This is a genomic window from Pseudomonas sp. B329, from assembly GCF_023127835.1.
Classification (GTDB): Bacteria; Pseudomonadota; Gammaproteobacteria; order Pseudomonadales; family Pseudomonadaceae; genus Aquipseudomonas; species Aquipseudomonas synxantha_A.
Genome location: NZ_SPKP01000005.1, coordinates 1 through 25,746 on the forward strand (window position 1 = coordinate 1; position 25,746 = coordinate 25,746).

At 59.7% G+C, this 25,746-nt stretch carries 24 protein-coding genes; 8 read left to right on the plus strand and 16 right to left on the minus strand.

Features of this window, described 5'->3' with window-relative positions; translation table 11 throughout:
• The coding region (locus E4P00_RS02575) for a hypothetical protein (protein ID WP_248130609.1) at window positions 1–324 on the minus strand (324 nt) is incomplete at its 3' end.
• Between the two features lie 194 nt (window positions 325–518).
• A complete protein-coding gene (locus E4P00_RS02580; protein WP_032879089.1) occupies window positions 519–1,091 on the minus strand; it encodes a DUF2780 domain-containing protein in 573 nt (190 codons plus the stop codon).
• Window positions 1,092–1,227: 136 nt separating this feature from the next.
• Here E4P00_RS02580 and E4P00_RS02585 point away from each other — a divergent pair, with 136 nt between their 5' ends.
• The 4 genes from E4P00_RS02585 (at window position 1,228) to E4P00_RS02600 (ending at window position 3,750) form a co-directional block, all read left to right on the plus strand.
• Window positions 1,228–1,686, plus strand: coding sequence for an anti-sigma factor (locus E4P00_RS02585; protein WP_005792120.1), 459 nt, complete (start codon window positions 1,228–1,230; stop codon window positions 1,684–1,686).
• A 338-nt stretch (window positions 1,687–2,024) separates the two neighbouring features.
• Window positions 2,025–2,285 carry a hypothetical protein gene (locus E4P00_RS02590; protein ID WP_248130610.1) on the plus strand — a complete coding sequence of 87 codons (261 nt, stop codon included), beginning with the start codon at window positions 2,025–2,027 and terminating at the stop codon, window positions 2,283–2,285.
• A 121-nt stretch (window positions 2,286–2,406) separates the two neighbouring features.
• Entirely contained in the window at window positions 2,407–3,381 is a 975-nt protein-coding gene (locus E4P00_RS02595; RefSeq protein ID WP_078822507.1) for a hypothetical protein, read from the plus strand.
• Complete coding sequence (locus E4P00_RS02600) at window positions 3,382–3,750, plus strand: hypothetical protein (RefSeq protein WP_078822508.1); 369 nt, start codon at window positions 3,382–3,384, stop codon at window positions 3,748–3,750.
• A 50-nt stretch (window positions 3,751–3,800) separates the two neighbouring features.
• On the opposite strand, the gene E4P00_RS02605 is transcribed toward E4P00_RS02600, so the two are convergent.
• Complete coding sequence (locus tag E4P00_RS02605; protein ID WP_179119853.1) at window positions 3,801–4,094, minus strand: hypothetical protein; 294 nt, start codon at window positions 4,092–4,094, stop codon at window positions 3,801–3,803.
• A gap of 120 nt (window positions 4,095–4,214) precedes the next feature.
• On the opposite strand from E4P00_RS02605, the gene E4P00_RS02610 reads away from it, so the two are divergent.
• Entirely contained in the window at window positions 4,215–4,640 is a 426-nt protein-coding gene (locus E4P00_RS02610; RefSeq protein WP_078822509.1) for a DUF3757 domain-containing protein, read from the plus strand.
• Between the two features lie 89 nt (window positions 4,641–4,729).
• Here the strand turns inward: E4P00_RS02610 and fdhA are convergent, their stop codons facing one another.
• From fdhA to E4P00_RS02650, 8 genes are all read right to left on the minus strand, one after another.
• On the minus strand, window positions 4,730–5,929 hold the full coding sequence (fdhA, locus tag E4P00_RS02615; protein WP_005792122.1) for a formaldehyde dehydrogenase, glutathione-independent: 1,200 nt from the start codon (window positions 5,927–5,929) through the stop codon (window positions 4,730–4,732).
• 185 nt (window positions 5,930–6,114) lie between these two features.
• On the minus strand, window positions 6,115–6,972 hold the full coding sequence (gene purU, locus E4P00_RS02620; protein WP_005792124.1) for a formyltetrahydrofolate deformylase: 858 nt from the start codon (window positions 6,970–6,972) through the stop codon (window positions 6,115–6,117).
• Window positions 6,973–6,982: 10 nt separating this feature from the next.
• Window positions 6,983–7,615, minus strand: a complete 633-nt coding sequence (gene soxG / locus E4P00_RS02625) for a sarcosine oxidase subunit gamma family protein (protein WP_032879088.1) — start codon at window positions 7,613–7,615, stop codon at window positions 6,983–6,985.
• A gap of 130 nt (window positions 7,616–7,745) precedes the next feature.
• On the minus strand, window positions 7,746–10,763 hold the full coding sequence (locus E4P00_RS02630; protein ID WP_032879087.1) for a sarcosine oxidase subunit alpha: 3,018 nt from the start codon (window positions 10,761–10,763) through the stop codon (window positions 7,746–7,748).
• Window positions 10,760–11,062 (minus strand): sarcosine oxidase subunit delta, encoded by a 303-nt coding sequence (locus E4P00_RS02635; RefSeq protein WP_027605979.1) that lies wholly within the window; start codon window positions 11,060–11,062, stop codon window positions 10,760–10,762. Before E4P00_RS02635 ends, E4P00_RS02630 begins: the two co-directional genes overlap by 4 nt.
• Before the next feature lie 15 nt (window positions 11,063–11,077).
• Complete coding sequence (locus E4P00_RS02640) at window positions 11,078–12,328, minus strand: sarcosine oxidase subunit beta (protein WP_003176546.1); 1,251 nt, start codon at window positions 12,326–12,328, stop codon at window positions 11,078–11,080.
• Between the two features lie 22 nt (window positions 12,329–12,350).
• Window positions 12,351–13,604: a serine hydroxymethyltransferase gene (gene glyA, locus E4P00_RS02645; protein ID WP_032879086.1), complete on the minus strand. Its 1,254-nt coding sequence runs from the start codon at window positions 13,602–13,604 to the stop codon at window positions 12,351–12,353.
• Window positions 13,605–13,760: 156 nt separating this feature from the next.
• Complete coding sequence (locus E4P00_RS02650; RefSeq protein ID WP_248130611.1) at window positions 13,761–14,489, minus strand: TraX family protein; 729 nt, start codon at window positions 14,487–14,489, stop codon at window positions 13,761–13,763.
• A 90-nt stretch (window positions 14,490–14,579) separates the two neighbouring features.
• Between E4P00_RS02650 and E4P00_RS02655 the strand changes: the two genes are divergently transcribed.
• On the plus strand, window positions 14,580–15,620 hold the full coding sequence (locus E4P00_RS02655) for a low specificity L-threonine aldolase (RefSeq protein WP_032879081.1): 1,041 nt from the start codon (window positions 14,580–14,582) through the stop codon (window positions 15,618–15,620).
• A 193-nt stretch (window positions 15,621–15,813) separates the two neighbouring features.
• A complete protein-coding gene (locus tag E4P00_RS02660) occupies window positions 15,814–16,014 on the plus strand; it encodes a hypothetical protein (RefSeq protein ID WP_078822512.1) in 201 nt (66 codons plus the stop codon).
• 94 nt (window positions 16,015–16,108) lie between these two features.
• Here the strand turns inward: E4P00_RS02660 and gbcB are convergent, their stop codons facing one another.
• Window positions 16,109–17,209 carry a glycine-betaine demethylase subunit GbcB gene (gene gbcB / locus E4P00_RS02665; protein WP_032879077.1) on the minus strand — a complete coding sequence of 367 codons (1,101 nt, stop codon included), beginning with the start codon at window positions 17,207–17,209 and terminating at the stop codon, window positions 16,109–16,111.
• A 281-nt stretch (window positions 17,210–17,490) separates the two neighbouring features.
• Between gbcB and gbcA the strand changes: the two genes are divergently transcribed.
• Entirely contained in the window at window positions 17,491–18,786 is a 1,296-nt protein-coding gene (gene gbcA / locus E4P00_RS02670; protein WP_032879076.1) for a glycine-betaine demethylase subunit GbcA, read from the plus strand.
• A gap of 778 nt (window positions 18,787–19,564) precedes the next feature.
• Here the strand turns inward: gbcA and E4P00_RS02675 are convergent.
• The 4 genes from E4P00_RS02675 to dgcA form a co-directional block, all read right to left on the minus strand.
• Window positions 19,565–20,335 carry an electron transfer flavoprotein subunit beta gene (locus tag E4P00_RS02675; RefSeq protein ID WP_248130612.1) on the minus strand — a complete coding sequence of 257 codons (771 nt, stop codon included), beginning with the start codon at window positions 20,333–20,335 and terminating at the stop codon, window positions 19,565–19,567.
• A gap of 10 nt (window positions 20,336–20,345) precedes the next feature.
• A complete protein-coding gene (locus tag E4P00_RS02680) occupies window positions 20,346–21,566 on the minus strand; it encodes an electron transfer flavoprotein subunit alpha/FixB family protein (protein ID WP_248130613.1) in 1,221 nt (406 codons plus the stop codon).
• The gene (gene dgcB / locus E4P00_RS02685; protein WP_078822514.1) at window positions 21,566–23,506 is read right to left on the minus strand and encodes a dimethylglycine demethylation protein DgcB; all 1,941 of its coding nucleotides are present in this window, start codon (window positions 23,504–23,506) and stop codon (window positions 21,566–21,568) included. Before dgcB ends, E4P00_RS02680 begins: the two co-directional genes overlap by 1 nt.
• A gap of 173 nt (window positions 23,507–23,679) precedes the next feature.
• Window positions 23,680–25,740 carry a dimethylglycine demethylation protein DgcA gene (dgcA, locus tag E4P00_RS02690; RefSeq protein ID WP_032879068.1) on the minus strand — a complete coding sequence of 687 codons (2,061 nt, stop codon included), beginning with the start codon at window positions 25,738–25,740 and terminating at the stop codon, window positions 23,680–23,682.
• Window positions 25,741–25,746 lie beyond the last annotated feature (6 nt).

The window sequence follows — 25,746 nt, forward strand, 5'->3', positions numbered from 1 at the left end:
TTCTGGTTGACCGTCCGCACCCTTCACAAGGTGCACGCCGCCTTCAGGCAACAGTTTGTCTGCCGGCCACTCTTTGGCCCGAGCATTGGTAGAACCCGAGATTTGTTGCAGCCCAGACATCAAGTTATTGAGTGCCCGCTCAGGATTCGATCCGTTAGCGACGGCACTCAGATCGTTGCGCAAGTTCTGCAGCAAATTCGCGCTCAACCCCAGGTTATGCAACACATTGTGGTCGATCAGCCCAGCCTTGCTGGCCGGCACATTGGCGCCAACCTGGTTGTATATATTCTGGAGTGTGGTTTGCAGCTGGTTAATAGAACTCATCAGGCACCATGTAGTTAGTTCGTCGATTGACCTTCGAACAGCACCACGTGATGCTGCGAAAGTTACTACTACGTGGCACCCAACTTTCCTGCCGTTCCTACTGGTTCACTACAATTTATTTCGTCCACATCCAACGCATCATGAAAGATGATTCAGAAATAACTATAGGAAACGCGATTCTTGGAGAAGGCCGCTTAACTGCTGGCCCCCCAAGCCTGGGCAAGCTTGCCCAGCACCGAGTCGCTGGCGCCTTGCCCGCCCAGGTATTTGAGGATCACCGGGGCAAACTGGCTTACCATCCCACTGTCCATGCCCAAGGCACTGAACGCGGTATTCAGGTCGTTGGTGTTCTTCACGTTACCCAGCAAACCATCAAGGCCGCTGGTCTTGCTGCCGCCGCTCTGGCCGAGCATCCCGCTTAAAGCGCCGAGACTGCCCAATGCGTTGTTACCCGACAATTGATCGAGGCCCGGCACGCTGTTGCCCAGTTGCGAATAGTCGTTGCCGCTCAGTTTGTTCTTGGCCAGGCCCAGCATGGCGCCCGTGCCGCCCACCGCTTGCTCGGGGGTGATGTTCAGTTGCGAGGTCAGGGCGCTCAGCAGGCCGGCCGTCTCGGACGAGGGTGCGGCGGCAGCGGCTTTGTTGTTGCCACCCTGCATACCGGAAATCGCGTTGGCTGCATCGCCAAGGCTGAAACCTGCGGCGAACACCGGGCCGGCGGCCATGGACAGCAGGCAGGAAAGGGCAAAACCGCGTGAAATCTTCATCAATACAACCTCAGGAGATGGATGCAAAAGCAAGCGTTGGACTAGGTATCCCGTCGGTTGTTCCAAGCCCTGCCCGGAACCCAATCGGGATAATCGGGTCCATGGACAGACTACAAAATTTGTCGAGAAGAGACTTATGACTGCGATCCAACCCCAAGTGATTGAGCAAAAGCCTCCATTCTGGAGCCGCCCACGCCTGTTCATCGGCGCCTGTGTGGTGGTGGTTGCCGGTATCGGCGGCGCCCTCTACACCCAGGACAGCGTCAAATCCGCGGCAACGCTGGTGAACACTACCCAGCAGCCGGCCGCGCAAATCATGGCCCACAAGGATTATCTTGAAGTGCAGCCGATTGCCTCCACGGCGCCGGCGCCAGACCAAAGCCTGGAGCTGTGGGCAATCCCTAAAGATGGCACACCGGTGTCGCTGGGCCTGTTGCCGGAAGACGGCGAGGGCATCATCGGCCTGAACCCGCGCCAGCAGGAAACCATCAGCAAGCCGGTGGAGTTGATGGTGAGTTCGGAGACCAAGGGTGGCTCCATCAGCAAACAACCGACAGGCCCGACTGTATACCAGGGCGCACTGGCCACTCGCTGATTCCTAAAAACCATAAAACCCTTGTGGGAGCAAGCCCCCTCCCACATTTTGATATTCAGTGCCTGGGTGGCTTGCTCATGGCAAGGGATGGCGCTTATAGTTCGGCCGTCGTCCACATGGCGACACGGGTTTGGCGACCCGGTGAATGGTGCAAAAGCTTCTGCTTTTTTGCAGGTTCTTTTGCGTCCGCAATAGCTGCCTTCATGGTGGCTGTGCGCGGGAGACCTTCGGATCTGCCGGTTCCATTCCCGGTTCGCCAACCTGCGTACAGCTGCCACCCAGTTCGTTTGGCGACGAACAAGTGTGTAGCCCACCTCTACTTGAATGGGTTTTAAAACATGAACCGATACATGCCGCTCACCGGCCACGACGCCACCACTCCCTCCCTACTCATCGACACCCAAGTCCCGCTCGACGTGCTCCACGACGCCGCCGTCTACCGCATCCGCGCGGTCACCCAAGTCATGGAAAACCTGGCGTTTCGCGAGGGCCTGCAAACCGACAACATCGTCCTCCAGGACTTCGCCCTGCTGTGCGCCATTCCATTACGCGATGGATGCGATTTGCTGGATGTGATCAGCAGGCGGTTACAGTCGTAGGCATGAGCCTGGACTTAAGTAGTCCATTTCTGAAACGTTAAAAACGCCCCTGCACGCGTCTTACCTCGCTTGTAGCGCCTTCTTATAGTCGAGCGACTCAGCTACTTAGGAGGTGTACGCGATGCAGGGACCCTATGCATTTATCAACGATCAACAGCAGCCTTATCCGACACTCAAGCAAAGCCTTTCTCTCAATCCTCATACGCAAACCAAATTCGACACCCTTAACCAGCATATCCGCAACACCGTGGTGTTGCCTGGGCAGTTGGTGATCATCCCTGACCCACGCACAGCATCTTGCACCACTGAAGAGGCCTGGCTGATGCGTTCAGCGCAGAGCGTCAAACATGACCTGATGGCGCAATCTGCTGCCGATCAATTCCTGATCAAAAACTATGATCAGTTGCAGGCCATCATGTCCCATACTTCGCTTGGCATTGGTAGTGCCAGCAGCGCTTGGACCAGGCACTTGACGCAAATCGAGACAACCCTCAAGGAAATCGATGATTTGCATAAGCAGTACTTGAGCAAGGGCACCACGGCTGCGAGAGATGAGTTCCTCATCAAACGCCGGGCGCTGTTTGCGAAACTGGATGGGCAACTGTCAGGAATGGCGCGTTTTGGTACGGGACTGAAAAACGAAGGTTCGATCAAAAAGATGTTAGGAATTTCCAGTAAGAGTTACTGGCAACATGGGGAAATCCGGGGATACGAAGCAAACGTCAAGCGCGTAGCCAAGACTGCGCAGATGTTGAAGAAAGGCACTTACATTGGAATCGCGCTGGATGTAGGCGCGACAGCGCTGGAGATAGTGGAGGCATGCTCCACAGGGCGTGAGCAACAATGTACGCAAGCGAAATATGTCGAAGGAGGGAAGTTAGTGGGTGCCGTGGGTGGCGCATCTGCGGGCGGTCTTGCAGGCGTCTATGTCAGTACCGCTGCCTGCATGATTGCTTTCGGCCTACCCACGGCGGGTGCCGGAGCTTTGGCATGCGCCATCATCGGCGGTGCTGCGGGCGGACTCGCCGTTGGCAAGCTCGGAAGCAAGGGTGGGGAATGGGTAGGTGACGCGCTCTATCAAGCTGTGGAGGGTTGAATGTACTTGGAATATTTTGCGGTGGGCTCATTCTCCCTCCTGCTATTAAGTTTCCCTATCCTCTTTTCTGCCATGTACAAAAAGCTCGATGCCGCTGAGCGCTATATGCAATACAGTACCTATATAGTCGGATGCCGGCACACTTTTCGTCATTTTCACTTTGAAGGAAGACCTCAACGCGTATTTGCCATGGCAACCGTTATTCTCATCCCAAAAGTCATTCAATGGAGGGGCATGGTACTTGTTGAGGACGTTGAGAAAATACCAAGGAATCTCAAGTACTGGATGGTCATACCCACACTCGTCACCTTCCTCGCCATTATAGGCCTCTGCATCACCGGTCTCCTTGTAGAGAGCGGAAGTATATAGAAGGAGGTGGATTCAGATCCGTCGTCCTCTCACACCACCGTACGTTATGATCAGTTGAAGGCCATCATGTCCCTTGCTTCGCTTGGCATTGGTGGTGCAAGCAGCGCCTGGAGCAGGCACTTGACGCAAATCGAAACAGCCCTCAAGGAAATCGATGATTTGCATAGCAGTACTTGAGCAAGGGCACCACAACTGCGAGAAATGAATTCCTGGTCAAACACCGCGCGCTGTTTGCGAAGCTCGATGGGAAAACTTTCCGTTGCATGATGGTGTGATTTGCTGGATGTGATCAGCCGACGTTTGCAGGCGTAAATTCCAAAAACAAATAGGGCGACTTTTATCATCCTTCGAAATAACCTCGGATTGGTTAATCAGAACGACTTCTAAAAACTGTCATCTTTCACAGTATCCTCCTCCTTCTCTTTCTCATACTCTTTCCGAAACGACATAAAGGAGTATGAAAAATGAACACCTACAACACCCTTTGTCTGATGACACTTTTTCTCCTTGCGAACACCGCGTACGCCACTACCTGCCCGGAAGTTTCCAAAATTGAGCAAACGCCGATGGTCGGAGGTGGTTTCAGCTACACCGCCGCAGGGCCAGACGGAAACGAGTGGGTGGGCGGAGATAAATGGACTGAAAAAAACGATCTATCAAGCTACGTCTTCACATCGGTACGCCTTCAAAAAGCAAGCTTCGACCCGGTCACTAAGAAGAGCAAAGACTCAGCTGTCATCTGCCGATACGAGGGAACCGGAGAAAACAGCAGGGATGGCGAAGCCAACACCGTCATGGTGCTAAAGACAGGTAAAGCACTGCTCCCAGTTGAAGGCAATTGGACTGTTGATTGCCAGGCCAAGGAACCGTCAGGCTGCACCTTCAATTGATCAGCGTGGTGCAGCAATAGTGTAATTGCACCGAATGCCTGGAATATCAAACAAGAACGACGACCTGAAGGTCGCCGTTCATTTTCCACTTACGCCGCACTGAACAACTTATGCGGATCAATCACAAACTTCTTCGGTACACCCGCGTCGAACTCGCCATACCCGCGTGGCGCATCGTCCAGGCTGATCACCTGCACACCGACGATTTCGGCGATATTGATCCGATCCCACATGATCGCCTGCATCAACTGGCGGTTGTACTTCATCACCGGCGTCTGCCCGGTGTGGAAGCTGTGGGATTTGGCCCAACCCAGACCGAAGCGAATGCTCAGGCTGCCCATTTTCGCGGCGGCATCGACAGCACCCGGATCTTCGGTGACGTAGAGGCCAGGGATACCGATCTTGCCTGCCACACGCACCACGCCCATCAGTGAGTTGAGCACGGTGGCCGGGGCTTCGGCCTTGACGCCGTCGTGGCCATGGCCGCGTGCTTCAAAGCCTACACAGTCGACGGCGCAATCCACTTCCGGTTCGCCCAGCAACGCAGCAATCTGTTCGTGCAGCGGCGTATCGGTGGACAGGTCGACGATTTCAAAACCCTGGGCCTTGGCGTGGGCCAGGCGGATGGAATTGACGTCGCCAATGATTACAACGGCTGCACCCAACAGCCGAGCCGAGGCAGCAGCGGCCAGACCGACCGGGCCGGCACCAGCAATGTAAACGGTGCTGCCCGGGCCAACGCCGGCAGTGACGGCGCCGTGGTAGCCGGTGGGCAAGATGTCGGAGAGGCAGGTCAGGTCACGGATTTTCTCCATGGCCTTGTCGCGGTCCGGCAGTTTGAGCAGGTTGAAGTCGGCGTACGGCACCAGCACGTACTCGGCCTGGCCGCCGGTCCAGTCGCCCATGTCGACGTAGCCGTAGGCACCACCGGCACGCGCCGGGTTGACGGTCAGGCACACGCCGGTGTGTTGCTCCTTGCACGAGCGGCAGCGGCCGCATGCGACGTTGAACGGCACGGAAACCAGGTCGCCGATTTTCAGGTTCTCAACGTCGCTGCCTTTCTCGATCACTTCGCCGGTGATTTCATGCCCCAGCACCAGGCCGGTCTGGGCAGTAGTGCGGCCACGCACCATGTGTTGGTCGGAGCCGCAGATGTTGGTGGAGACCACGCGCAGGATGACGCCGTGCTCAATCTTCCTGCCGCGCGGGTCCTGCATTTTGGGATAGTCGATTTTCTGTACTTCGACCTTGCCGTTGCCGAGATACACGACACCACGATTACCAGACATGCTTTCACCTCGCTGTTGTTTTTATGGAACTGCGTTGCCGCTTGGGTGGCAGCGCGTTAGTGCTCGGGTACAGATGCTGTTTCTTGTGTTGCTTGTAAGGGCCTCATCGCAGGCAAGCCAGCTCCCACAGTGGATCGGGTTCACACATCCTGGAATGTGGGAGCTGGCTTGCCTGCGATAGCGATCTAAAGAACGACGGTGCGATTGGCATTCAAGAACACCCGCCGCTCAATGTGATACCCCACCGCACGCGCCAATGTGAGCCCTTCGATATCGCGCCCCTTGGCGATCAAATCCTCGGGATAGTGGCTGTGATCAACCACCTCCACACCCTGGGCGATGATCGGCCCCTCATCCAAATCGTTGTTGATGTAATGCGCCGTGGCTCCCACCAGTTTCACGCCCTTGTTGTACGCCTGGTGATACGGCTTGGCGCCCTTGAACCCCGGCAGCAACGAGTGATGAATGTTGATGGCCTTGCCATCCAGCTTGCGGCACAGCTCCGGCGACAGCACCTGCATGTAGCGCGCAAGGATCACCAGTTCGGCGCCGGTGTCTTCCACCACTTGCCACACCTGCCGCTCCTGGGACGGTTTGTCGTTGGGGTCGAGCGGGAAATGGTAGTAGGGAATCTGGTGCCAGTCGGCCAACGGCTTGAGATCGGGGTGGTTGGACACCACCGCGACCACGTCCATCGACAGTTGGCCGATACGCTGGCGGTACAGCAGGTCGTTGAGGCAGTGATCGGCCTTGGAGACCATGATCACCACTTTCGGCCGATAGTTCGGCGCCGTCAGCTCGAAGATCATGCCGAAGGCTTCACCACGGGTCGCCAGGCCATCGCGGAACGCCTGCTCGTCAAAACCGTCAGGCTGACGAAACTCCACACGAATGAAAAACCGGCCCGAGAGACGATCATCAAACGAGTGGTGCTCAGTGACATAGCAGCCCTGCTCGAACAGGTAGCGGGTGACCGCGTCCACCGTGCCGAGCACGCTGGGGCAGTCGGCAGTCAAAATCCATGTATCGGGTGCGCGGCTCATGGGCGATTCCTCAGGCTTGAACGCTCAGACCGAATTCGGCCGAGGCATCCTGCAGCCACAACCACCAGTAATCGGAGAAGCTGCGACGGATCAGCAGTTCCCAGGTGTCTTCAGCGGTATGGCGGATCACCAATTGCGACTTGGCGAACACCGTGCCCACCGCCTTGCCCACCGGGAAATTATTGGGGTGTACGTCGTAGCTGGTGGACTTCATCAGCACATCGCGCACGTTAGGGCCGCTGAGTTCGAGAATCTGCTGGCCGCCGCTGACGTTGACGATCTGGATGTGCAAATCCCCCAAGGCGGCACGCAGGTTTTGTTCAGCGGCAAATTCATCGCCGCTCGGCACGATCAGCAGCCACTCGTCCGGGCCGAGCCATTGCAGGCTGGTCTCGCCGTTGACGGTCACGCTTAGCGGGCCGGGCAGTTCAATGCCGACGGCCTGGAGTACGCCAGCGGCGAAGGCGGCATCATGGCCATCGCCACGGATAGTCAGGTGGCCGAGGAGTTTCTTTTCACGCACGGTCACGCCGGCGTTCTTGCGGCCCTTGCCGACCAGGCTGGCGAGGTCTGCATGGTGCAGCGACGATTCGGCCTTGGCACTGGTGGTGGGGCGTTGTTGGTAAACATTGGCTGCTGTCATAAAGCACCTTTCCTGAATTCTGTTGTGAGGCTGATGGCCTCATCGGGAGCAAGCCCCCTCCCACATTGGAAGATATTCACAAATCAAAATGTGGGAGGGGGCTTGCTCCCGATGGCCGCGACGCGGTCTATCAAATGTTCTGGCGATCACCTTTCGGGTCAAAGAACACCGAGGACACAATCTCCGCCTCGATCACGCTGCCATCGGCCTGCGGTGAGAACACCCGCTCACCGATGCGCTTCAAGCCGCCCTTCACCACGCCCATGGCAAACGAATAACCCAGGGAGTTGTGCGCATAGCTTGAAGTGACGTGACCGACCATCTTCATCGGAATCGTCTGCTTTGGATCGAACACCAACTGCGCGCCTTCCGGCAGCCATACGTTTGGATCAATCGGCTTCAAGCCCACCAGTTGCTTACGCTCTTCACGCACACAGTCTTCGCGATTCATGCCGCGCCAGCCGATCCACGAGAACGGTTTGGTACGGCCTACACACCAGCCCATGTTCAGGTCGTCCGGGGTCATCGAGCCGTCGGTGTCTTGCCCGACGATGATGAAGCCCTTCTCGGCGCGCAGGACGTGCATGGTCTCGGTGCCGTACGGGGTCAGGTTGTACTTTTTGCCGGCCTCGACGATCTTCTCCAGCACGCCCATGGCGTAGTCGGCCTGCACGTTGACTTCGTACGACAGCTCACCGGTAAACGAGATACGGAACACCCGCGCCGGTACACCGCCGACCAAACCTTCCTTCCAGGTCATGAACGGGAAGCCATCCTTGTCCAGGTCGATGTCGGTGACTTCCGCCAGCAGCTTGCGGCTGTTGGGGCCGGACAGGGTCATGGTCGCCCAATGGTCCGTGACCGAGGTGAAGTACACCTTGAGGTCAGGCCATTCGGTCTGTTGGTAGATTTCCAGCCACTGGAGAACGCGGGCGGCGCCGCCGGTGGTGGTGGTCATCAGGAAGTGGTTGTCGGCCAGACAGGCAGTGACGCCGTCGTCGAAGACCATGCCGTCTTCCTTGCACATCAGACCGTAGCGCGCCTTGCCCACATCGAGCTTGGTCCAGGCGTTGCTGTAGATGCGGTTGAGGAACTCACGCGCATCCGGGCCCTGGATATCGATCTTGCCGAGGGTGGAGGCATCCAGCAGGCCGACGCTGTCACGCACCGCCAGGCATTCGCGCTTCACTGCGGCGTGCAGATCTTCACCGTTACGCGGGAAATACCATGGGCGTTTCCACTGGCCGACATCCTCAAACTCGGCGCCGTTCTTCACGTGCCAGGCTTGCAGCGCGGTGTAGCGCACCGGTTCGAAAATGTGCCCACAGTGACGGCCCGCCACCGCGCCGAACGTCACTGGCGTGTAGTTGGGACGGAACATGGTGGTGCCCATCTGCGGGATGGTCACGTTCAGCGAACGGGCGGCGATGGCCAGGCCGTTGACGTTACCCAGCTTGCCCTGGTCAGTACCGAAGCCCAGCGCGGTGTAGCGTTTGACGTGCTCGACCGATTCGAAACCTTCGCGGGTGGCCAGTTCGATGGCGGCTGCGGTGACGTCATTTTGCAGGTCGACAAATTGCTTCGGCGCCCGTGCAGTGGCTTTTTCGTGGGGCACCTGGAACAGCGCCAGCGTCGGCTCTTCCAGACGGCTCAAGGCTTTAGGCAGCACACCTTCCACCGGCGCAAAACCAGCTTCACTGGCCGCACGCACGCCGCCTTCAAAACCATCGGCGAGGGAATCGCCAAGGCCGTAGACACCGTTGATACCGCCGACGCACACGCGTTTCTGCGGCGCTTCGCCCGGCACAAAACCGAGGATATCTTCACGCCAGGTCGGCTTGCCGCCCAGGTGCGAGGCCAAGTGGACCACCGGGCTGTAACCACCGGAACTGGCGACCAGGTCGCAGTCCAGCCACTCGCCGGGGCTGGTGACTTTGTGCGCTTTCACATCGATCGCGGCCACGCGGGCAGCGGTCACATGCTTGCTGCCACGCGCTTCGATCACGGCGCTGCCGGTGAGGATGCGAATGCCTTTGGCGCGGGCTTCTTCCACCAGCGCGCCACGTGGGTTGTGACGGGCATCAGCCACCGCCACCACCGAAAGGCCTGCATCAAACCAGTCCAGCGCGACGCGATAGGCATGGTCGTTGTTGGTCGACAGCAGCAGTTTTTTGCCCGGCGCCACACCGTAGCGGCGCACATAGGTAGAGACCGCTCCGGCCAGCATATTGCCCGGCACATCGTTGTTGCCGTACACCAGCGGACGCTCGCACGCACCGGTGGCCAGCACCACGCGCTTGGCACGCACACGGTGGATACGCTGACGCACCACGCCAATCGGCGCACGGTCACCGAGGTGATCGGTGAGGCGCTCGTGAATGGTCAGGAAGTTATGGTCGTGGTAGCCGTTGACGGTGGCGCGGGGCAGCAGTACCACGTCCGGCAGGGCTTTCAATTCGGCAATGACGCTGGCAACCCACTCAGTGGCCGGCTTGCCGTCGAGGCTTTCACGGGAATCGAGCAGCGAGCCACCGAACTCTTCCTGCTCGTCGGCGATGATCACCCGCGCACCGCTGCGCGCAGCGGCCAATGCAGCCGCGAGGCCGGCAGGGCCTGCGCCCACGACCAGCACGTCGCAATGACGGTTGAAGTTGTCGTAGGTGTCCGGGTCGTTCTCGGTCGGCGAGCGGCCTAAGCCTGCGGCCTTGCGGATGTACTTCTCGTAGGTCATCCAGAACGACTGCGGGTACATGAACGTTTTGTAGTAGAAACCCGGCGGCATCAGCTTGCCGCCGACCTTGCCGAGAATGCCCATCACGTCGTTGTTAACGTTCGGCCAGCCGTTGGTGCTGGTGGCAACCAGGCCCTGGTACAGCGCCTGTTGGGTGGCGCGCACGTTAGGAATTTGCGTGGCTTCGGTAGCACCGATCTGCAGCACTGCGTTCGGCTCTTCGGCGCCGGCGGCGAAGATGCCCCGTGGGCGCGAATACTTGAAACTGCGACCGATGATGTCGACGCCGTTGGCCAGCAACGCGGCGGCCAGGGTATCGCCTTCAAAGCCTTTGTAAGTCTGGCCGTTGAAACTGAAAGTCAGGACTTTATTGCGGTCGATGCGGCCACCGTTGGACAGGCGATTGATCTGGCTCATACCTTCTCTCCAGAAGCCTTGGCGGTGAACTGGGGTTTTTCGCCAATCTTGTAGGTTTCAAGAATTTCGTAGGTGACGGTGTCGCGGGTGGCATTGAAGTACTGGCGGCAACCGGCGGCATGGATCCACAGTTCGTGGTGCAGGCCGCGAGGGTTGTCGCGGAAGAACATGTAGTCGCCCCACTCTTCATCGGTGCAGGCATTCGGATCCAGTGGGCGCGGGATATGCGCTTGGCCGGACGCGTGGAATTCCTCTTCGGAGCGCAGTTCGCCACAGTGAGGACAGAAGATATGCAACATAGGGAATTTCTCCTGTTAGTGGGCGACGGCCGCAGCGCCGTGTTCGTCGATCAGCGCACCGTTGTGGAAACGGTCGATGGAGAAAGGCGCGGCCAATGGGTGCATTTCACCTTTGGCCAGGCTGGCAGCAAAGACGTTGCCTGAGCCCGGAGTGGCCTTGAAGCCACCGGTGCCCCAACCGCAGTTGAAGAACATGTTCGGTACCGGGGTCTTGGAGATGATCGGGCAGGCATCCGGCGTGGTGTCGACGATGCCGCCCCACTGGCGGTTCATGCGCACCCGCGACAGTACCGGGAACATCTCGACGATGGCCTGAATGGTGTGCTCAATGACCGGGTACGAACCACGCTGGCCGTAGCCGTTGTAGCCGTCGATACCGGCACCGATCACCAGGTCGCCCTTGTCGGACTGGCTGATGTAGCCGTGCACGGCGTTAGACATGATCACGCTGTCGATAATCGGCTTGATCGGCTCCGACACCAACGCTTGCAACGGGTGAGATTCGATCGGCAGGCGGAAACCGGCCAGCGAGGCCATGTGCCCGGAGTTACCGGCAGTGACGACGCCGACGCGCTTGGCGCCGATAAAGCCCTTGTTGGTTTCCACACCGATGCACACGCCGTTTTCCTTGCGGAACCCGATCACTTCGGTTTGCTGGATCAAGTCCACGCCCAAGGCATCGGCAGCACGGGCAAAGCCCCAGGCTACGGCATCGTGACGGGCTACGCCGCCGCGACGTTGCACGGTGGCGCCCAGCACGGGGTAGCGGGTGTTTTTCGAGCAGTCCAGGTATGGAATCTCGTCAGCTACTTGCTGGGCATTGAGCAGTTCGCCGTCCACGCCGTTGAGGCGGTTGGCGCTCACACGGCGTTCGGAGTCGCGGATGTCTTGCAGGGTGTGGCACAGGTTGTACACGCCGCGCTGGGAGAACATCACGTTGTAGTTGAGGTCCTGAGACAAACCTTCCCAGAGTTTCATCGCATGTTCGTACAAATGCGCGGACTCGTCCCACAGGTAGTTGGAACGCACGATGGTGGTATTGCGCGCAGTGTTACCGCCGCCCAGCCAGCCTTTCTCGACCACAGCCACGTTGGTGATGCCGTGCTCCTTGGCCAAGTAGTAGGCGGTCGCCAGACCATGCCCGCCGCCACCGACGATGACCACGTCGTAGACTTTTTTCGGCGTGGGCGTGCGCCACATTTTCTGCCAGTTTTCGTGATGGCTGAGGGAGTGCTTGAAGAGGCCGAAGCCTGAGTAGCGTTGCATAGTCATTACTCCAAAACCGCGCTCAGCGATAAACCGGAAAATCAGCGCACAGGGCAGACACGTGTTTGGCCACGTTGGCCTCGACATCGGCGTCGCCGAGGTTGTCGAGGATGTCGCAGATCCAGCCAGCCAACTCGATGCACTGCGGCACCTTGAAACCACGGGTGGTCACCGCCGGAGTGCCGATGCGCAGGCCCGAGGTCACGAACGGCGACTGCGGGTCATTCGGCACGGCGTTCTTGTTGACGGTGATGTGGGCGCGACCGAGGGCGGCGTCCGCGTCTTTGCCAGTGAGGCCCTGACGGATCAGGCTGACCAGGAACAAGTGGTTATCGGTGCCGCCGGAGACCACATCGTAGCCACGCTTGATGAACACCTCGGCCATCGCCTGGGCGTTGTCGATCACTTGTTGCTGATACGCTTTGAAGCCGGGCTCCAGCGCTTCCTTGAAGCACACCGCCTTGCCGGCGATCACATGCATCAGCGGGCCGCCCTGGGCACCGGGGAACACCGCAGCATTGAGTTTCTTTTCAATCGCTTCGTTGGCCTTGGCCAGAATCAGGCCGCCCCGTGGACCGCGCAGGGTCTTGTGGGTAGTGGTAGTGACCACGTCGGCGTAGGGCAGCGGGTTCGGGTACAGGCCGGCAGCCACCAGGCCGGCGACGTGGGCCATGTCGACGAACAGCAGCGCGCCCACTTTGTCGGCAATCTGACGGAAGCGTGGGAAATCCAGGGTTTTGGAGTAGGCAGAGAAACCGGCCACCACCATCTTCGGCTGGTGCTCGACCGCCAGGCGCTCGACTTCGTCGTAGTCGATCAGGCCGGTGTCGGTGTTGATGCCGTATTGCACTGCGTTGTACAGCTTGCCCGAGGACGACACTTTGGCACCGTGAGTCAGGTGACCGCCGTGGGCCAGGCTCATGCCCAGAATGGTGTCGCCGGCATTGATCAGCGCCAGGTACACCGCGCTGTTGGCGGACGAACCGGAGTGCGGCTGCACGTTGGCGTAATCGGCGCCGAACAGCTGCTTGGCGCGCTCGATGGCCAGGGCCTCGACCTTGTCCACATGCTCGCAGCCACCGTAGTAGCGCTTGCCCGGGTAGCCTTCGGCGTACTTGTTGGTCAGGCCGCTGCCTTGGGCTTGCATGACGCGCTTGCTGGTGTAGTTCTCCGACGCGATCAGCTCGATATGATCTTCCTGACGCTGCTCCTCGGCATTCATAGCCGCCAGCAGTGCGTCGTCATATCCCTGGATCTGGTCTTGTTTGCTGAACATCGCGTCTCTCCCAGCCTTTCGTATTGTTGAAGCCCTCGCAGGGCCCTTTGATGCGATGGTAGGGCTGGCGCGTACAGGTCAAATGCCTGCGCACGCCACGCAAAGGTGCGTTTACGACATGGACTGAAGAATGTGCAAAGCCAGCTCCCACAGGGGTCAGGCGATGAGCTTGCGAACGAGTAGCAACAGAAGAAAATGCATGGGATACAGGGCATAGGCCCAGCGCCGCATGGCGGGTGGCTTGGCGTTTTTGCCATGTCGCAATAAGACCAATCCTGCCAGCGGCGCAATCAGACATGCAGCCAACCCCAACTGCGCCACAGGCGTGCCGCTATTCAGCAGAATCTGCCATTGATTCGCGGCGACGCAGACCAAACCCGGCAGCACGCTGAAATACCAGGGCCGGCGAAACACCAACAGCATCGCCAGTGGCAGCAATACACCAAAGAAACCGAACATCAACTGGGTTGAAAACACAGCTGCTATTGTGACAGCGATCAGCGCCAATCCTCGATCAACCAACGCCTTCTGCTGCCAACCTCGGGCAACCAGCAGGCCCAGCGCCAGAGTCGGCAACACGTTCAAGGTATCGGCATCTTCGATGAACATCCGATAAGGCACTTCGCTGATCACGCTGAACAGCAGCAACCACCCCAGGTAGCGCCGATGGCCGGTCACCGGAGCGGTCCGGGCCCTGTGCAAATTGGCCGCAATCGCCAGGCAAAACCACGGGAACGCCAGGCGCCCAGGCACATACAGCCCATCCAGGCTCAACCCCACATAGCGCAGGTGATCGAGCACCATGCTCAGCAGCGCCAGCCACTTGAGTAAGTCCAAAGCGCCATCTCGGACACGTCCGACAGGCAAGGTGTGAGTACCGTGCATAATTCCCCAACGACTTTGCATTTACAGAGCGTGCGCGCCCCTGACAATCTTGGTTAAAGTGCGCACCAACATCGACCACAGGAATGGGCCATGACCGACAAGAGCCAACAATTCGCCAGCGACAACTATTCCGGCATCTGCCCGGAAGCCTGGGCCGCCATGGAACAAGCCAACCACGGCCATCAACGCGCCTACGGTGATGACGAGTGGACCCATCGCGCCGCCGACGGTTTCCGCAATTTGTTCGAAACCGACTGCGAAGTGTTCTTCGCCTTCAACGGCACCGCCGCCAACTCCCTGGCACTGTCCTCGCTGTGCCAGAGCTACCATAGCGTGATTTGCTCGGAAACCGCCCACGTTGAAACCGACGAATGCGGCGCACCGGAGTTTTTCTCCAATGGCTCCAAGCTGCTCACTGCACGCACCGAGAACGGCAAGCTGACCCCGGAATCGATCCGCGAGATCGCCCTCAAGCGCCAGGACATCCACTACCCCAAACCGCGCGTGGTCACCCTGACCCAGGCCACCGAAGTCGGCAGCGTGTACACCCCGGAAGAAATCCGCGCCATCAGCGCCACCTGCAAAGAGCTGGGCCTGAACCTGCACATGGACGGTGCCCGCTTCTCCAACGCCTGCGCGTTCCTGGGTTGCTCACCGGCCGACCTGACCTGGAAAGCCGGGGTGGACGTGCTGTGCTTTGGCGGCACCAAGAACGGCATGGCGGTGGGTGAAGCCATCCTGTTCTTCAATCACAAGCTGGCCGAAGACTTCGACTACCGCTGCAAACAGGCTGGCCAGTTGGCATCAAAGATGCGCTTCCTGTCCGCCCCGTGGGTAGGCTTGCTGGAAAACGATGCCTGGCTCAAGCACGCACGCCACGCCAACCACTGCGCGCAATTGCTCAGCAGCCTGGTTGCGGACATCCCCGGCGTGGAATTGATGTTCCCTGTGCAAGCCAACGGCGTATTTCTGCAACTCTCGGAGCCAGCCATTGCGGGGCTTACAGCCAAGGGTTGGCGCTTCTACACCTTTATCGGTAAAGGTGGGGCGCGATTCATGTGTGCGTGGGACACAGAAGAAGAGCGTGTACGAGAATTAGCCGCCGATATCAGGGAAGTCATGAGGGCTTAACGTGGGAATTCGGCCAGCGAATACTGGCCGATTGCCGAGTCTGTTTTTTGATATTTCTGACAGCTGCGCGCTGGATATTCGTTGACTAGCCTCTTGGTACCCGGAAGGAAAACGCAGTCATAACCGCCACTTTCCGGGTTCGCTACCCGCCGAATAATCGGCTGGAAGCGTAAATCCAATGGAGAGCTTAATCATGGAATATCAAAGCAACGGCAACACCCTGCAAAGCGATGGCACTATCAGCACCACGGTGATTGACTGGGATGAGTTCAGGAAGTACGCCAAAGTCGGGGACACCATCCGCGAACCTTCGAGGACGTTGAGGATCTACGATAAAGCCTATGAATTGACAGCATCAGGCCAGCATTTCGTCGTGCATATCTACGCGCAGTAACCGTTACTCCTGGAAGCCCGCGCCGAAGACTCATGACCCTCGGCGCACAGCCGACCGCACATTCCCACGCTCCTGCGTGGGAATGTGCGAGGTATTAGAACTCGATGCGCACATCGCCCTTCGGCACGCTGCAGCACGACAGGATGTAACCTTCGGCTTCGTCTTCCTCGGTGATCCCGCCGTTGTGTTCCATCTCCACCTCCCCGCCCAGCTTCATCACCTTGCACGTGCCGCAGATACCCATGCCGCAGGCTTTGGGGATCAACAGGCCAAGCTTGGCAGCTGCTGCGTGGACAGTCTCGCCGGGGGCCACCCGAATGCTTTTGCCCGATGCGATGAACTCCACCTGGTGCAGATCCGCGAGGTCGATTTCCGGCGCATCCGCCGCTTGCTCGGCCTGCTCCACGGCGTCAGCCCGCGCTTCCGGCGGCGTCGCACCAAAGGATTCTTCGTGATAACGCGCCATATCGAAACCGGCGGTTTCCAGCAGGCGTTTCACTGCGCTCATGTAAGGCGTCGGGCCGCAACAGAATACTTCGCGCTCCAGGAAGTCCGGCACCATCAGTTCCAGCATCTTGTGATTCAGATAACCGCGGTAGCCGGCCCAGGGTTCACCCAGGCCATGCTTTTCGCAAATCAGGTGCAAGCTGAAGTTGTCGATCCGCGACGCCATGTGCTCCAGCTCGCGGTGGTAGATGATGTCCTTGGGTGAACGCGCGCTATGAACAAACGTCATGTCCACATTAGCGTTGGTGTCGTAGAACCAGCGCGCCATGGACATGACTGGGGTGATCCCCACCCCGCCGCTCAGGTACAGCACTTTCGGGCTGGGGAAGTCGATCGCGTTGAACAGCCCGACAGGTCCGTGCACCGCCAGCTCCTGGCCCTCGTGCAGCGTGTCATGCAGCCAGTTGGACACACGCCCGCCCGGTACACGCTTGATGGTTACCGAAAAGCTGTAAGGCACCGACGGTGAACTGGAGATCGTGTAGGAGCGCATGATCGGCTGGCCTTCGATTTCCAGCTCCAGGGTGACGAATTGCCCGGGCTTGAAGAAGAACAGGATCGGCTGGTCAGCCATAAAACAGAAGGTGCGCACGTCCCAGGTTTCCTGGATGACTTTGACGCAACGGACGATGTGCCGACCATTGGCCCAGGTCTGGGTGGTTACCGGATTCAGGAAATTGCTAGACATGTTGTTCTCCACCGCCGACGTCGGCCTTATGGTGGCGATTCTGCGTAACGCAGGGGCCACCCATTTACCTATCTGCGACATTCACATACTTACGGCGACCAGCCCCCAAAGACAGGGCCTTGCGCGTCGGGATCAGATTGGGCCATGTCGCCCATGGATAAGGTTCGACCCAACGCCGGGCCCACACTCGCTCCCAACAAAGACGCGTTCTTTACGCCTTGCTGCAAACCTGATCAGCCACTATTCGCCGGCCACACAGAATGGCCATGAGGACACACACGATGGACGTCACCGCAACCTTAAGCTTGGGCGATCCGCTGGAACCCGCACGCAAGGCCACCGCGCAAATGCTGCACGAGCGCGAGCGCACCTTTTCGCTGCCACAGCCGTTCTACTCTGATGAGCGGCTGTTTGATATCGACATGCAGGAGATCTTCCAGAAAGAGTGGTTGATTGCCGGCATGACCTGCGAAATCCCCACCAAGGGCAACTACCTGACCCTGCAAGTGGGCAAGAACCCGATCATCGTGATCCGTGGCGCCGAAGGCGTGGTGCATGCATTCCACAACGTCTGCCGCCACCGTGGTTCGCGCTTGTGCACCAGCGAAAAGGGCAAGGTCGCCAAACTGGTTTGCCACTACCACCAATGGACCTACGAACTGGACGGTCGCCTGTTGTTCGCCGGTACCGAGATGGGCGCCGACTTCGACATGAAGCAGTACGGCTTGAAACCGGTAAACGTGAAGACCGCCGGCGGCTACATTTTCATCAGCCTGGCCGAGACCCCGCCGGCCATCGATGACTTCCTGTCGACGCTCAGCCATTACATGGAACCCTACGACATGGAAAACACCAAGGTGGCGATCCAGACCACCTTGTTCGAAAAAGCCAACTGGAAGCTGGTGCTGGAAAACAACCGCGAGTGCTACCACTGCAACGCGTCGCACCCGGAACTGCTCAAAACCCTGCTGGAATGGGACGACGTCACCGACCCGCGCGCCGACCAGGCGTTCAAGGACCACGTAGCCGCCTCCGCCGCCGCCTGGGATGCCGAGAAGATCCCTTACGCCCACGCCAGCTTCGGCCTGCGTAACCGCATCGTGCGTATGCCGCTGCTCAAGGGCACAGTGTCGATGACCCTGGACGGCAAGCAGGGCTGCGCCAAACTGATGGGCCGCATCAAGAACCCGGACCTGGGCTCGATGCGCATCCTGCACCTGCCTCATTCGTGGAACCACTGCATGGGCGACCACATCATCGTGTTCACCGTGTGGCCGATCAGCGCCCAGGAAACCATGGTCACCACCAAGTGGATCGTGCACAAAGATGCCGTGGAAGGCGTGGACTACGATGTGGAGCGCATGCGCCAGGTGTGGGACGCCACCAACGACCAGGACCGTCGCCTGGCCGAGGAGAACCAGCGCGGTATCAACTCCACCGCCTACCAGCCTGGCCCGTACTCCAAGACTTATGAGTTTGGCGTGGTGAACTTTGTGGACTGGTACAGCGAGCGCATGTTGAACAACTTGGGGGCCGCGCCTGCGCCGTACCTCAAAGGTGTGGCTGCACACGAGTAACTGACGCCCTATGGATCAAAAATGTGGGAGGGGGCTTGCTCCCGATAACGGAGTATCAGCCAATGCATGTGCAAGCTGAGCCATCCCTATCGGGAGCAAGCCCCCCCTCCCACACTTCAAGCAGACGCTGCCTACTATTTGATCAACTCTCGCGCAGACCGCTAACACCCTGCCCTCCAGCCTTTGCCCAACAACTTATCCACAAAGCCACCCACAGCAATTGTGGGCAAGTCGGTGTGCGGCTTAAATTAAATCAAGAAAATCCGTGACTTATTTGAAACCAAGGTATCCATCCTTACCTGATCATTTATTGATCATATCTGTGCAGACCTTGATTCATATGGCCTACAGCACTAAGCGAACACCTTATCCACAGATGCACCAACAGACTTTGGGGGCAACTTTATCCAACCTGTGGAAAAGCGCACAAACCCTGCATAAATCGGGCTTCCCGGGGTTTCAATGCAGAAAAAAGCCGAAACTGATCGAATTTCGATCAACCTCCTGAAAGCCTTTGTTTACATGGCTTACAGAAGATAGCGAACATCTTATCCACAGATGCGCCAACAGACTTTGGGGGCAAGTCAGTACTGCCAACCGGGAAAACTCCTGGAAAAACCGCAGTTTAGGCTGGCTATTTTTCGTACAGAGGGCTGCAAGGCTTGATACATAGGGGATGTGGACAACCGCGAACAGGTTATCCACAAGCGGATCAACAGCGATTGTGGGTAAACCGCAGAACTCATGCGGGAGGGAGCACGCCCCCTCCCACAGCGGATCAGCGTACGACACCCTCTTCAATCAACAGCTTGAGAATCGCCTGAGCGCCCTCTTCAGCACTCACACCCTTGAGCACCTGCCCACCACCGCCACTGGCCTTGGCCGTGGCAGCCTTCATACGGTCGGCGCCGCTCTTGGCCTTGATCACCTTGAGACGCTTGGGCCTTGGCTTGGCCGGTTGCAGCAGGGCGCCTGTGAATAACTCGTCCTGTTCGATCTCCACCTCATGGGCCGCCAGTTCGCCACGTTGCGCCGGGCCGTATGCACTCTGGCGCGGTTTGGGCGCAGCGTTATCCACGGTGGCCAGAAACGGCAGGCGCACTTTCAGGCGCCGCCGCTGGCCGCGAGGCAAGGCTTGCAGTACATGGGCCACGCCGGCGTCGATGGATTCCACCTGGGCCAACCCTACAACCAGGGGCCAGCCCAATTGTTCTGCCAGCAGAAACGGCAACATGCCCGAGCCTTCACCGGTTTCCGCCTGACTGCCGGTGAGTACCACCTGGGCGCCGGCGTCATGCAGGTATTCACTGAGTACCGGCAAGGCATCGGCGCCGGGCAGTTGTTCCAGTACATGCAGTTGCGCCAGCCCCATCCCAAGGTAGCTGCGCAAGGTCGGCTCGTTGATATCGCCGGCGTGCAGCACCTGCAACTTATCCCCAGCCATTTGCAGGCCCAGCTCGACAGCGCGGGCGTCCTGCTCCGCACGGCGCGGGCGCCCGGAAGTGGGGTGGGCGCCGATGGATACCAAGCTGATTACAGTGGTTGTCATGGTCATGTCCCTAAGCTGCATCGCGCTTGGCGCCGTTGCGGTAGGCCTGCACCGCATCGATCAAGGCTTGCAGAATCGCGGCGCTTTCGCCGATCACCGACAGGTCGGCACGCTTGATCATGTCGCAGGTCGGGTCGAGGTTGATCGCCACCACCTTGTCGCAGGCCCCGATGCCTTGCAGGTGCTGGATCGCCCCGGAAATACCCACGGCCACGTACACCCGCGCCGTGACCCAGGTGCCGCTGGCGCCGACCTGACGATCACGCGCCATGAAGCCATCGTCCACCGCCACCCGCGACGCGCCCTCGGTGGCGCCCAGGGCTGCGGCGGTCTGGTGGAACAGCGCCCAGTCCTTCACGCCATTGCCACCGGAGAAAATGAATTCCGCTTCGGCCATGGGAATCGCCGCAGGATCCACCGCCACCGCCCCCAGGTCCTCGATACGCGACAAACTGCGCGCCAGGCTTGTGGATAACTCTACGGGCAGTACCTCATGCCGGGTCTCGCTGACCGGGTCGGCACACTCAACGGCCGCCAGGATCAGGCGCGGCAGCGGCCGGGCCAAATCTTGCTGGCCCGCCCCCGCACGGCCGATGCACTCATCGCCCTTGATTTGCCAAACGCGTGTCGCCGGGCGTTCCTTGAGGCTGGCGGCAAAGCGCCGACCCAATTCACCGCCGCCGCTGCGGCTGTCCGGCAGTAGCCAGTGGCGCGGATTGAACTGGTTATCCACAGCGCGCAGGCCTTGTACGCGTTGCTCCGGTGAATAACCGTCGAACGCGTGGCCGTCCAGTACCAGCAGGCGATCGACACCGGCAGTGCCGAAGGCGTTTTCCTTATGTTCACCAAACACCACGGCCAGCACCGCGCCGTCGCTGCCAGCCAGTTGCCTGGCCAGGCCAAGCAAGTCACGGTCGTGGCTGCTCAAGCGGCCACCGACCATGTCCGGCACCACACTGATGTAGAACGCGGGCGTTGGCACCTGATGCAGTGGCAACTGTACCTCCACCGCCGCCGTACGCTTGGCCGCACCGCCCTGCTGGGCACCGCTGCGGTCAATACGCTTGATGCCGTTGGGGCCGATAAAACCGACACCGTGCACGTTTTTACGAATGATGCCGTTGGGCCCCATCCAGCTCTGCTGCACGGGCTGCATGGCCGCGTGCAAGGGGTGAAGACGGTTACGGGCGATCCATTCGGCCCGAGGGTCACGGCGAATAATGTCGCTCATCAATGCACCTCCGCGGGTTCACGTTTAGGCGCTTTTGCCGGCACAGGGTCTTCAAGCAAAGCGTCGGCCACAAGCTCGGCAATATCCTTGATCAATGGCCGCGGCTCGACCACACCTTCAAGCATCGCCGTACATTGCGGGCAGCCCACGGCCACCAGTTCGGCACCGGTTTCGCGGATGTCTTCCATGCGCATGTCGGGGATACGTTGCTTGCCGGGAATGTCAGTGATCGGCGCGCCGCCGCCACCGCCACAGCAGCGCGAACGGAAGCCTGAGCGTTGCATTTCCTTGACCTCGATGCCCAACGCCCGCAGCACTTGGCGCGGTGCCTCGTATTCGCCGTTGTAGCGGCCCAGGTAACAAGGGTCGTGGTAGGTCACGCTGCTGCCTTTGTGCTGGCCCAGGTTGAGCGCGCCGTCGCCGATCAACTCGGCCATGAAGGTGCTGTGATGCTGTACGAAGTAATTGCCGTTGAAGGCGCCGTACTCGTTTTTCAGCACATGGAAACTGTGCGGGTCGCAGGTAACAATGCGCTTGAAGCTATATTTGCCCAACGTCTGGATATTGCGCGAGGCCAACAATTGGAAAGTTGCTTCATCGCCCAGACGCCGCGCTACGTCACCGCTGTCGCGTTCTTCCAGGCCGAGTACCGCAAAGTCCACCCCCGCCGCCTTGAGCACTTTGACAAACGCCCGCAGGGTGCGTTGGTTGCGCATGTCGAAGGCACCGTCGCCGACCCAGAACAGCACCTCGCAGCTGCCCTTGTCACTGAGCAACGGCAGGTTCAGGTCCGCCGCCCAGTTGAGGCGACCGCCCGGTGCGAAACCGCCAGGGTTGTCGGTGGCAATCAGGTTTTCCAGGACTTCGGCGCCCTTGTTCGGCGTGGCACCTTTTTCCAGGGTGAGGTGGCGGCGCATGTCGACGATGGCGTCAACGTGCTCGATCATCATCGGGCACTCTTCCACGCAGGCGCGGCATGTGGTGCACGACCACAACGTCTCGGCATCCACCAGGCCATTGACGATCGGCTGATGCGGGTTACCGCCGTGTTCGCCCACCGGTTTGCCTGGGTATGGGCTACCGGCGAACTTGGCATCGGTGCCACCGGCCAGGCCGACGACCATGTCTTGGATAAGCTTTTTCGGGTTCAGGGGCTGGCCGGCAGCGAACGCCGGGCACGCTGCTTCGCACTTGCCGCATTGCACGCAGGCGTCGAAGCCGAGCAACTGGTTCCAGGTGAAATCCTTGGGCTTTTCCACGCCAAGCGGCGCGGTTTTATCACTGAGGTCCAGCGGCTTCAAACCAGTGGAGCGGCCACCGCCGAAGCGCTCGGCGCGGCGGTGCCAGGCCAGGTGCAGGGCACCCGCGAAGGCGTGCTTCATCGGCCCGCCCCAGGTCATGCCGAAAAACATTTCCGATACGCCCCACAGCACGCCCACGCTCAGCAGCGCAGCGAGCAGCCAGCCGCCAAAGTCAGCGGGCAGAATCCCGGCCACCGGCAAGGTCACCAGGAAAAAGCTCACCGAGAACGCCATCAGGCTTTTCGGCAGGCGCATCCATGGGCCCTTGGACAGGCGCGCAGGCGGATTGCGGCGGCGCAGGTACATGAAGATCGCGCCCACAAACATCAACGCCGAAGCCAGCAGCAAGGCATAGCCGAGAATGCGGTTCTGCAGGCCGAAGCCGTGCACCGCAACAGCCAGCAGCGCCGACAGCACAAAGCCCAGCGCCGTGGCGACGTGGGTATTGGCAATGTATTTGTCGCGGGCGACCACGTGGTGCAAGTCGACCATGTAGCGCTTGGGCATGGCCAAAAGACCGCCAAGCAAGTCGACTTTGGATGCACGCCCACGGCGCCACATGCTCATGCGGCGCAAGGCGCCGAGGACGGCGAGCCCCAAAGCGGCAAACAAGAGAATTGGCAACAAGGTGTTCAACATGATGAAGCTCCCACAGACCACACAGGTCTACTGTGAAACTGGCCTTGAATGTGGGAGGGGGCTTGCTCCCGATGGCGGAGTGTCAGTTGATACTGTTGTAGCTGACCCACCGCTATCGGGGGCAAGCCCCCTCCCACATTTGAACCGAGTCCACTTTTTGGTTCGGTGTCGGCTTAGAAATCCTTGCACAGGCGCAGGGCGTCGTAGATTGCGGCGTGGGTGTTGCGCTGGGCCACACAGTCACCAATGCGGAACAGCAAGTACCCTTCGCCCGCCTCGCTCAAGCACGGCTGCGGTTTGATCGCAAACAAGGCTTCGACGTCGATCTGGCCCTTGTTGCGTGAACCTTCCTTGAGCCCGTAGTAAAGGGCCTCGTCCGGGCGTACGCCGTTCTCCACCACCACCTGGTCGACCACCCGCTCTTCTTTGGCGCCGGTGTATTCGTTTTCCAGCACTGCCACCAGCTTGTCGCCCTCGCGATAGACCTTTTCCAGCATCATGTCGCCGGTCATGATCACTTCCTTGGGGTACATGCTGCGGTAGTAAGTCGGGAACGACGTACCGCCAATTGCCACACCGGGCTTGATGTCGTCGGTGACGATTTCCACCTGGCAGCCTTTGTCCGCCAGGAAGTCCGCCACCGACATGCCGGTGAACTCGCAAATGGTGTCGTACACCAGCACGTTCTTGCCCGGCGCGACTTTGCCGTCAAGCACATCCCAACTGCTCACCACCAAGCCTTCGGCGGCGCCCCAATGTTCGTTCTGTTCGATGAACGGATGCCCGCCCACCGCCAGCACCACCACGTCCGGACGCAGGTCCAGAATGGTCTCGGCATCCGCCGCCACGCCCAGGCGCAGGTCGACTTTCAAGCGCGCCAACTCCAGCTGGTACCAGCGAGTGATACCGGCGATCTGGTCGCGCTGCGGCGCTTTCGAAGCGGTGGTGATCTGCCCGCCGATGAACTCTTTTTTCTCCAACAGGGTTACGTCGTGGCCGCGTTCGGCGGCGACACGTGCTGCCTCCATACCAGCGGGGCCTGCGCCCACCACGACCACTTTGCGCTTGGCCCCGGTGGTTTTCTCGATGATGTGCGGCACGCCCATGTATTCACGGGAGGTCGCGGCGTTCTGGATGCACAGCACGTCCAGGCCCTGATACTGGCGGTCGATGCAGTAGTTGGCGCCCACGCATTGCTTGATCTGGTCGATCTGGCCCATCTTGATCTTGGCGATCAGGTGCGGGTCGGCGATGTGCGCACGGGTCATGCCGACCATGTCCACATAGCCGCCTTCAAGGATGCGCGTGGCCTGGTTCGGGTCCTTGATGTTCTGCGCGTGCAGCACCGGAACCTTGACCACTTCCTTGATCCCGGCTGCCAGGTGCAGGAACGGCTCCGGCGGGTAACTCATGTTCGGGATCACGTTGGCCAGGGTGTTGTGGGTGTCGCACCCCGAGCCCACCACGCCGATGAAGTCGAGCATACCGGTGTCGTCGTAATACTTGGCGATCTGCTTCATGTCCTCATGGGACAAGCCGTCCGGGTGGAACTCGTCACCGCACAGGCGCATGCCCACGCAGAAGTCATCGCCCACTTCGGCACGCACGGCCTTGAGCACTTCCAGGCCGAACTTCATGCGGCCTTCAAAGCTACCGCCCCATTCGTCGGTACGCTTGTTGACCCGCGGGCTCCAGAACTGATCGATCATGTGCTGGTGCACGGCAGACAGCTCGACGCCATCCAGGCCACCGGCCTTGGCACGACGCGCCGCCTGGGCGTAGTTGCCGATCACGCGCCAGATTTCTTCCGGCTCGATGGTCTTGCAGGTGGCACGGTGCACCGGCTCACGCACGCCGGACGGCGACATCAGGGTCGGCCAATTGAAGCCGTCCCAGCGTGAGCGACGGCCCATGTGGGTAATCTGGATCATGATCTTGGCGCCATGCTTGTGCATGGCGTCGGCCAGGTTCTGAAAGTGCGGGATGATGCGGTCGGTGGACAGGTTCACCGAGCTCCACCACTCCTGGGGGCTGTCGATGGCCACCACCGAGGAGCCGCCGCAGATCGCCAGGCCGATACCGCCCTTGGCTTTCTCTTCGTAGTACTTCACATAGCGGTCGGTGGTCATGCCGCCGTCGGTGGCATACACCTCGGCGTGGGCGGTACTGAGCACGCGGTTGCGGATGGTCAGCTTGCCGATCTGGATCGGCGCAAACATTGCTTCGAAAGCCATGGCACG

Excerpts from the sequence above, each read along its gene's own strand:
- E4P00_RS02580 (WP_032879089.1), bottom strand. The coding sequence starts at position 1,091 with ATGAAGATTTCACGCGGTTTTGCCCTTTCCTGCCTGCTGTCCATGGCC.
- E4P00_RS02585 (WP_005792120.1), top strand. The coding sequence starts at position 1,228 with ATGACTGCGATCCAACCCCAAGTGATTGAGCAAAAGCCTCCATTCTGG.
- E4P00_RS02590 (WP_248130610.1), top strand. The coding sequence starts at position 2,025 with ATGAACCGATACATGCCGCTCACCGGCCACGACGCCACCACTCCCTCC.
- E4P00_RS02595 (WP_078822507.1), top strand. The coding sequence starts at position 2,407 with ATGCAGGGACCCTATGCATTTATCAACGATCAACAGCAGCCTTATCCG.
- E4P00_RS02600 (WP_078822508.1), top strand. The coding sequence starts at position 3,382 with ATGTACTTGGAATATTTTGCGGTGGGCTCATTCTCCCTCCTGCTATTA.
- E4P00_RS02605 (WP_179119853.1), bottom strand. The coding sequence starts at position 4,094 with ATGATAAAAGTCGCCCTATTTGTTTTTGGAATTTACGCCTGCAAACGT.
- E4P00_RS02610 (WP_078822509.1), top strand. The coding sequence starts at position 4,215 with ATGAACACCTACAACACCCTTTGTCTGATGACACTTTTTCTCCTTGCG.
- fdhA (WP_005792122.1), bottom strand. The coding sequence starts at position 5,929 with ATGTCTGGTAATCGTGGTGTCGTGTATCTCGGCAACGGCAAGGTCGAA.
- purU (WP_005792124.1), bottom strand. The coding sequence starts at position 6,972 with ATGAGCCGCGCACCCGATACATGGATTTTGACTGCCGACTGCCCCAGC.
- soxG (WP_032879088.1), bottom strand. The coding sequence starts at position 7,615 with ATGACAGCAGCCAATGTTTACCAACAACGCCCCACCACCAGTGCCAAG.
- E4P00_RS02630 (WP_032879087.1), bottom strand. The coding sequence starts at position 10,763 with ATGAGCCAGATCAATCGCCTGTCCAACGGTGGCCGCATCGACCGCAAT.
- E4P00_RS02635 (WP_027605979.1), bottom strand. The coding sequence starts at position 11,062 with ATGTTGCATATCTTCTGTCCTCACTGTGGCGAACTGCGCTCCGAAGAG.
- E4P00_RS02640 (WP_003176546.1), bottom strand. The coding sequence starts at position 12,328 with ATGCAACGCTACTCAGGCTTCGGCCTCTTCAAGCACTCCCTCAGCCAT.
- glyA (WP_032879086.1), bottom strand. The coding sequence starts at position 13,604 with ATGTTCAGCAAACAAGACCAGATCCAGGGATATGACGACGCACTGCTG.
- E4P00_RS02650 (WP_248130611.1), bottom strand. The coding sequence starts at position 14,489 with ATGCACGGTACTCACACCTTGCCTGTCGGACGTGTCCGAGATGGCGCT.
- E4P00_RS02655 (WP_032879081.1), top strand. The coding sequence starts at position 14,580 with ATGACCGACAAGAGCCAACAATTCGCCAGCGACAACTATTCCGGCATC.
- E4P00_RS02660 (WP_078822512.1), top strand. The coding sequence starts at position 15,814 with ATGGAATATCAAAGCAACGGCAACACCCTGCAAAGCGATGGCACTATC.
- gbcB (WP_032879077.1), bottom strand. The coding sequence starts at position 17,209 with ATGTCTAGCAATTTCCTGAATCCGGTAACCACCCAGACCTGGGCCAAT.
- gbcA (WP_032879076.1), top strand. The coding sequence starts at position 17,491 with ATGGACGTCACCGCAACCTTAAGCTTGGGCGATCCGCTGGAACCCGCA.
- E4P00_RS02675 (WP_248130612.1), bottom strand. The coding sequence starts at position 20,335 with ATGACAACCACTGTAATCAGCTTGGTATCCATCGGCGCCCACCCCACT.
- E4P00_RS02680 (WP_248130613.1), bottom strand. The coding sequence starts at position 21,566 with ATGAGCGACATTATTCGCCGTGACCCTCGGGCCGAATGGATCGCCCGT.
- dgcB (WP_078822514.1), bottom strand. The coding sequence starts at position 23,506 with ATGTTGAACACCTTGTTGCCAATTCTCTTGTTTGCCGCTTTGGGGCTC.
- dgcA (WP_032879068.1), bottom strand. The coding sequence starts at position 25,740 with ATGGCTTTCGAAGCAATGTTTGCGCCGATCCAGATCGGCAAGCTGACC.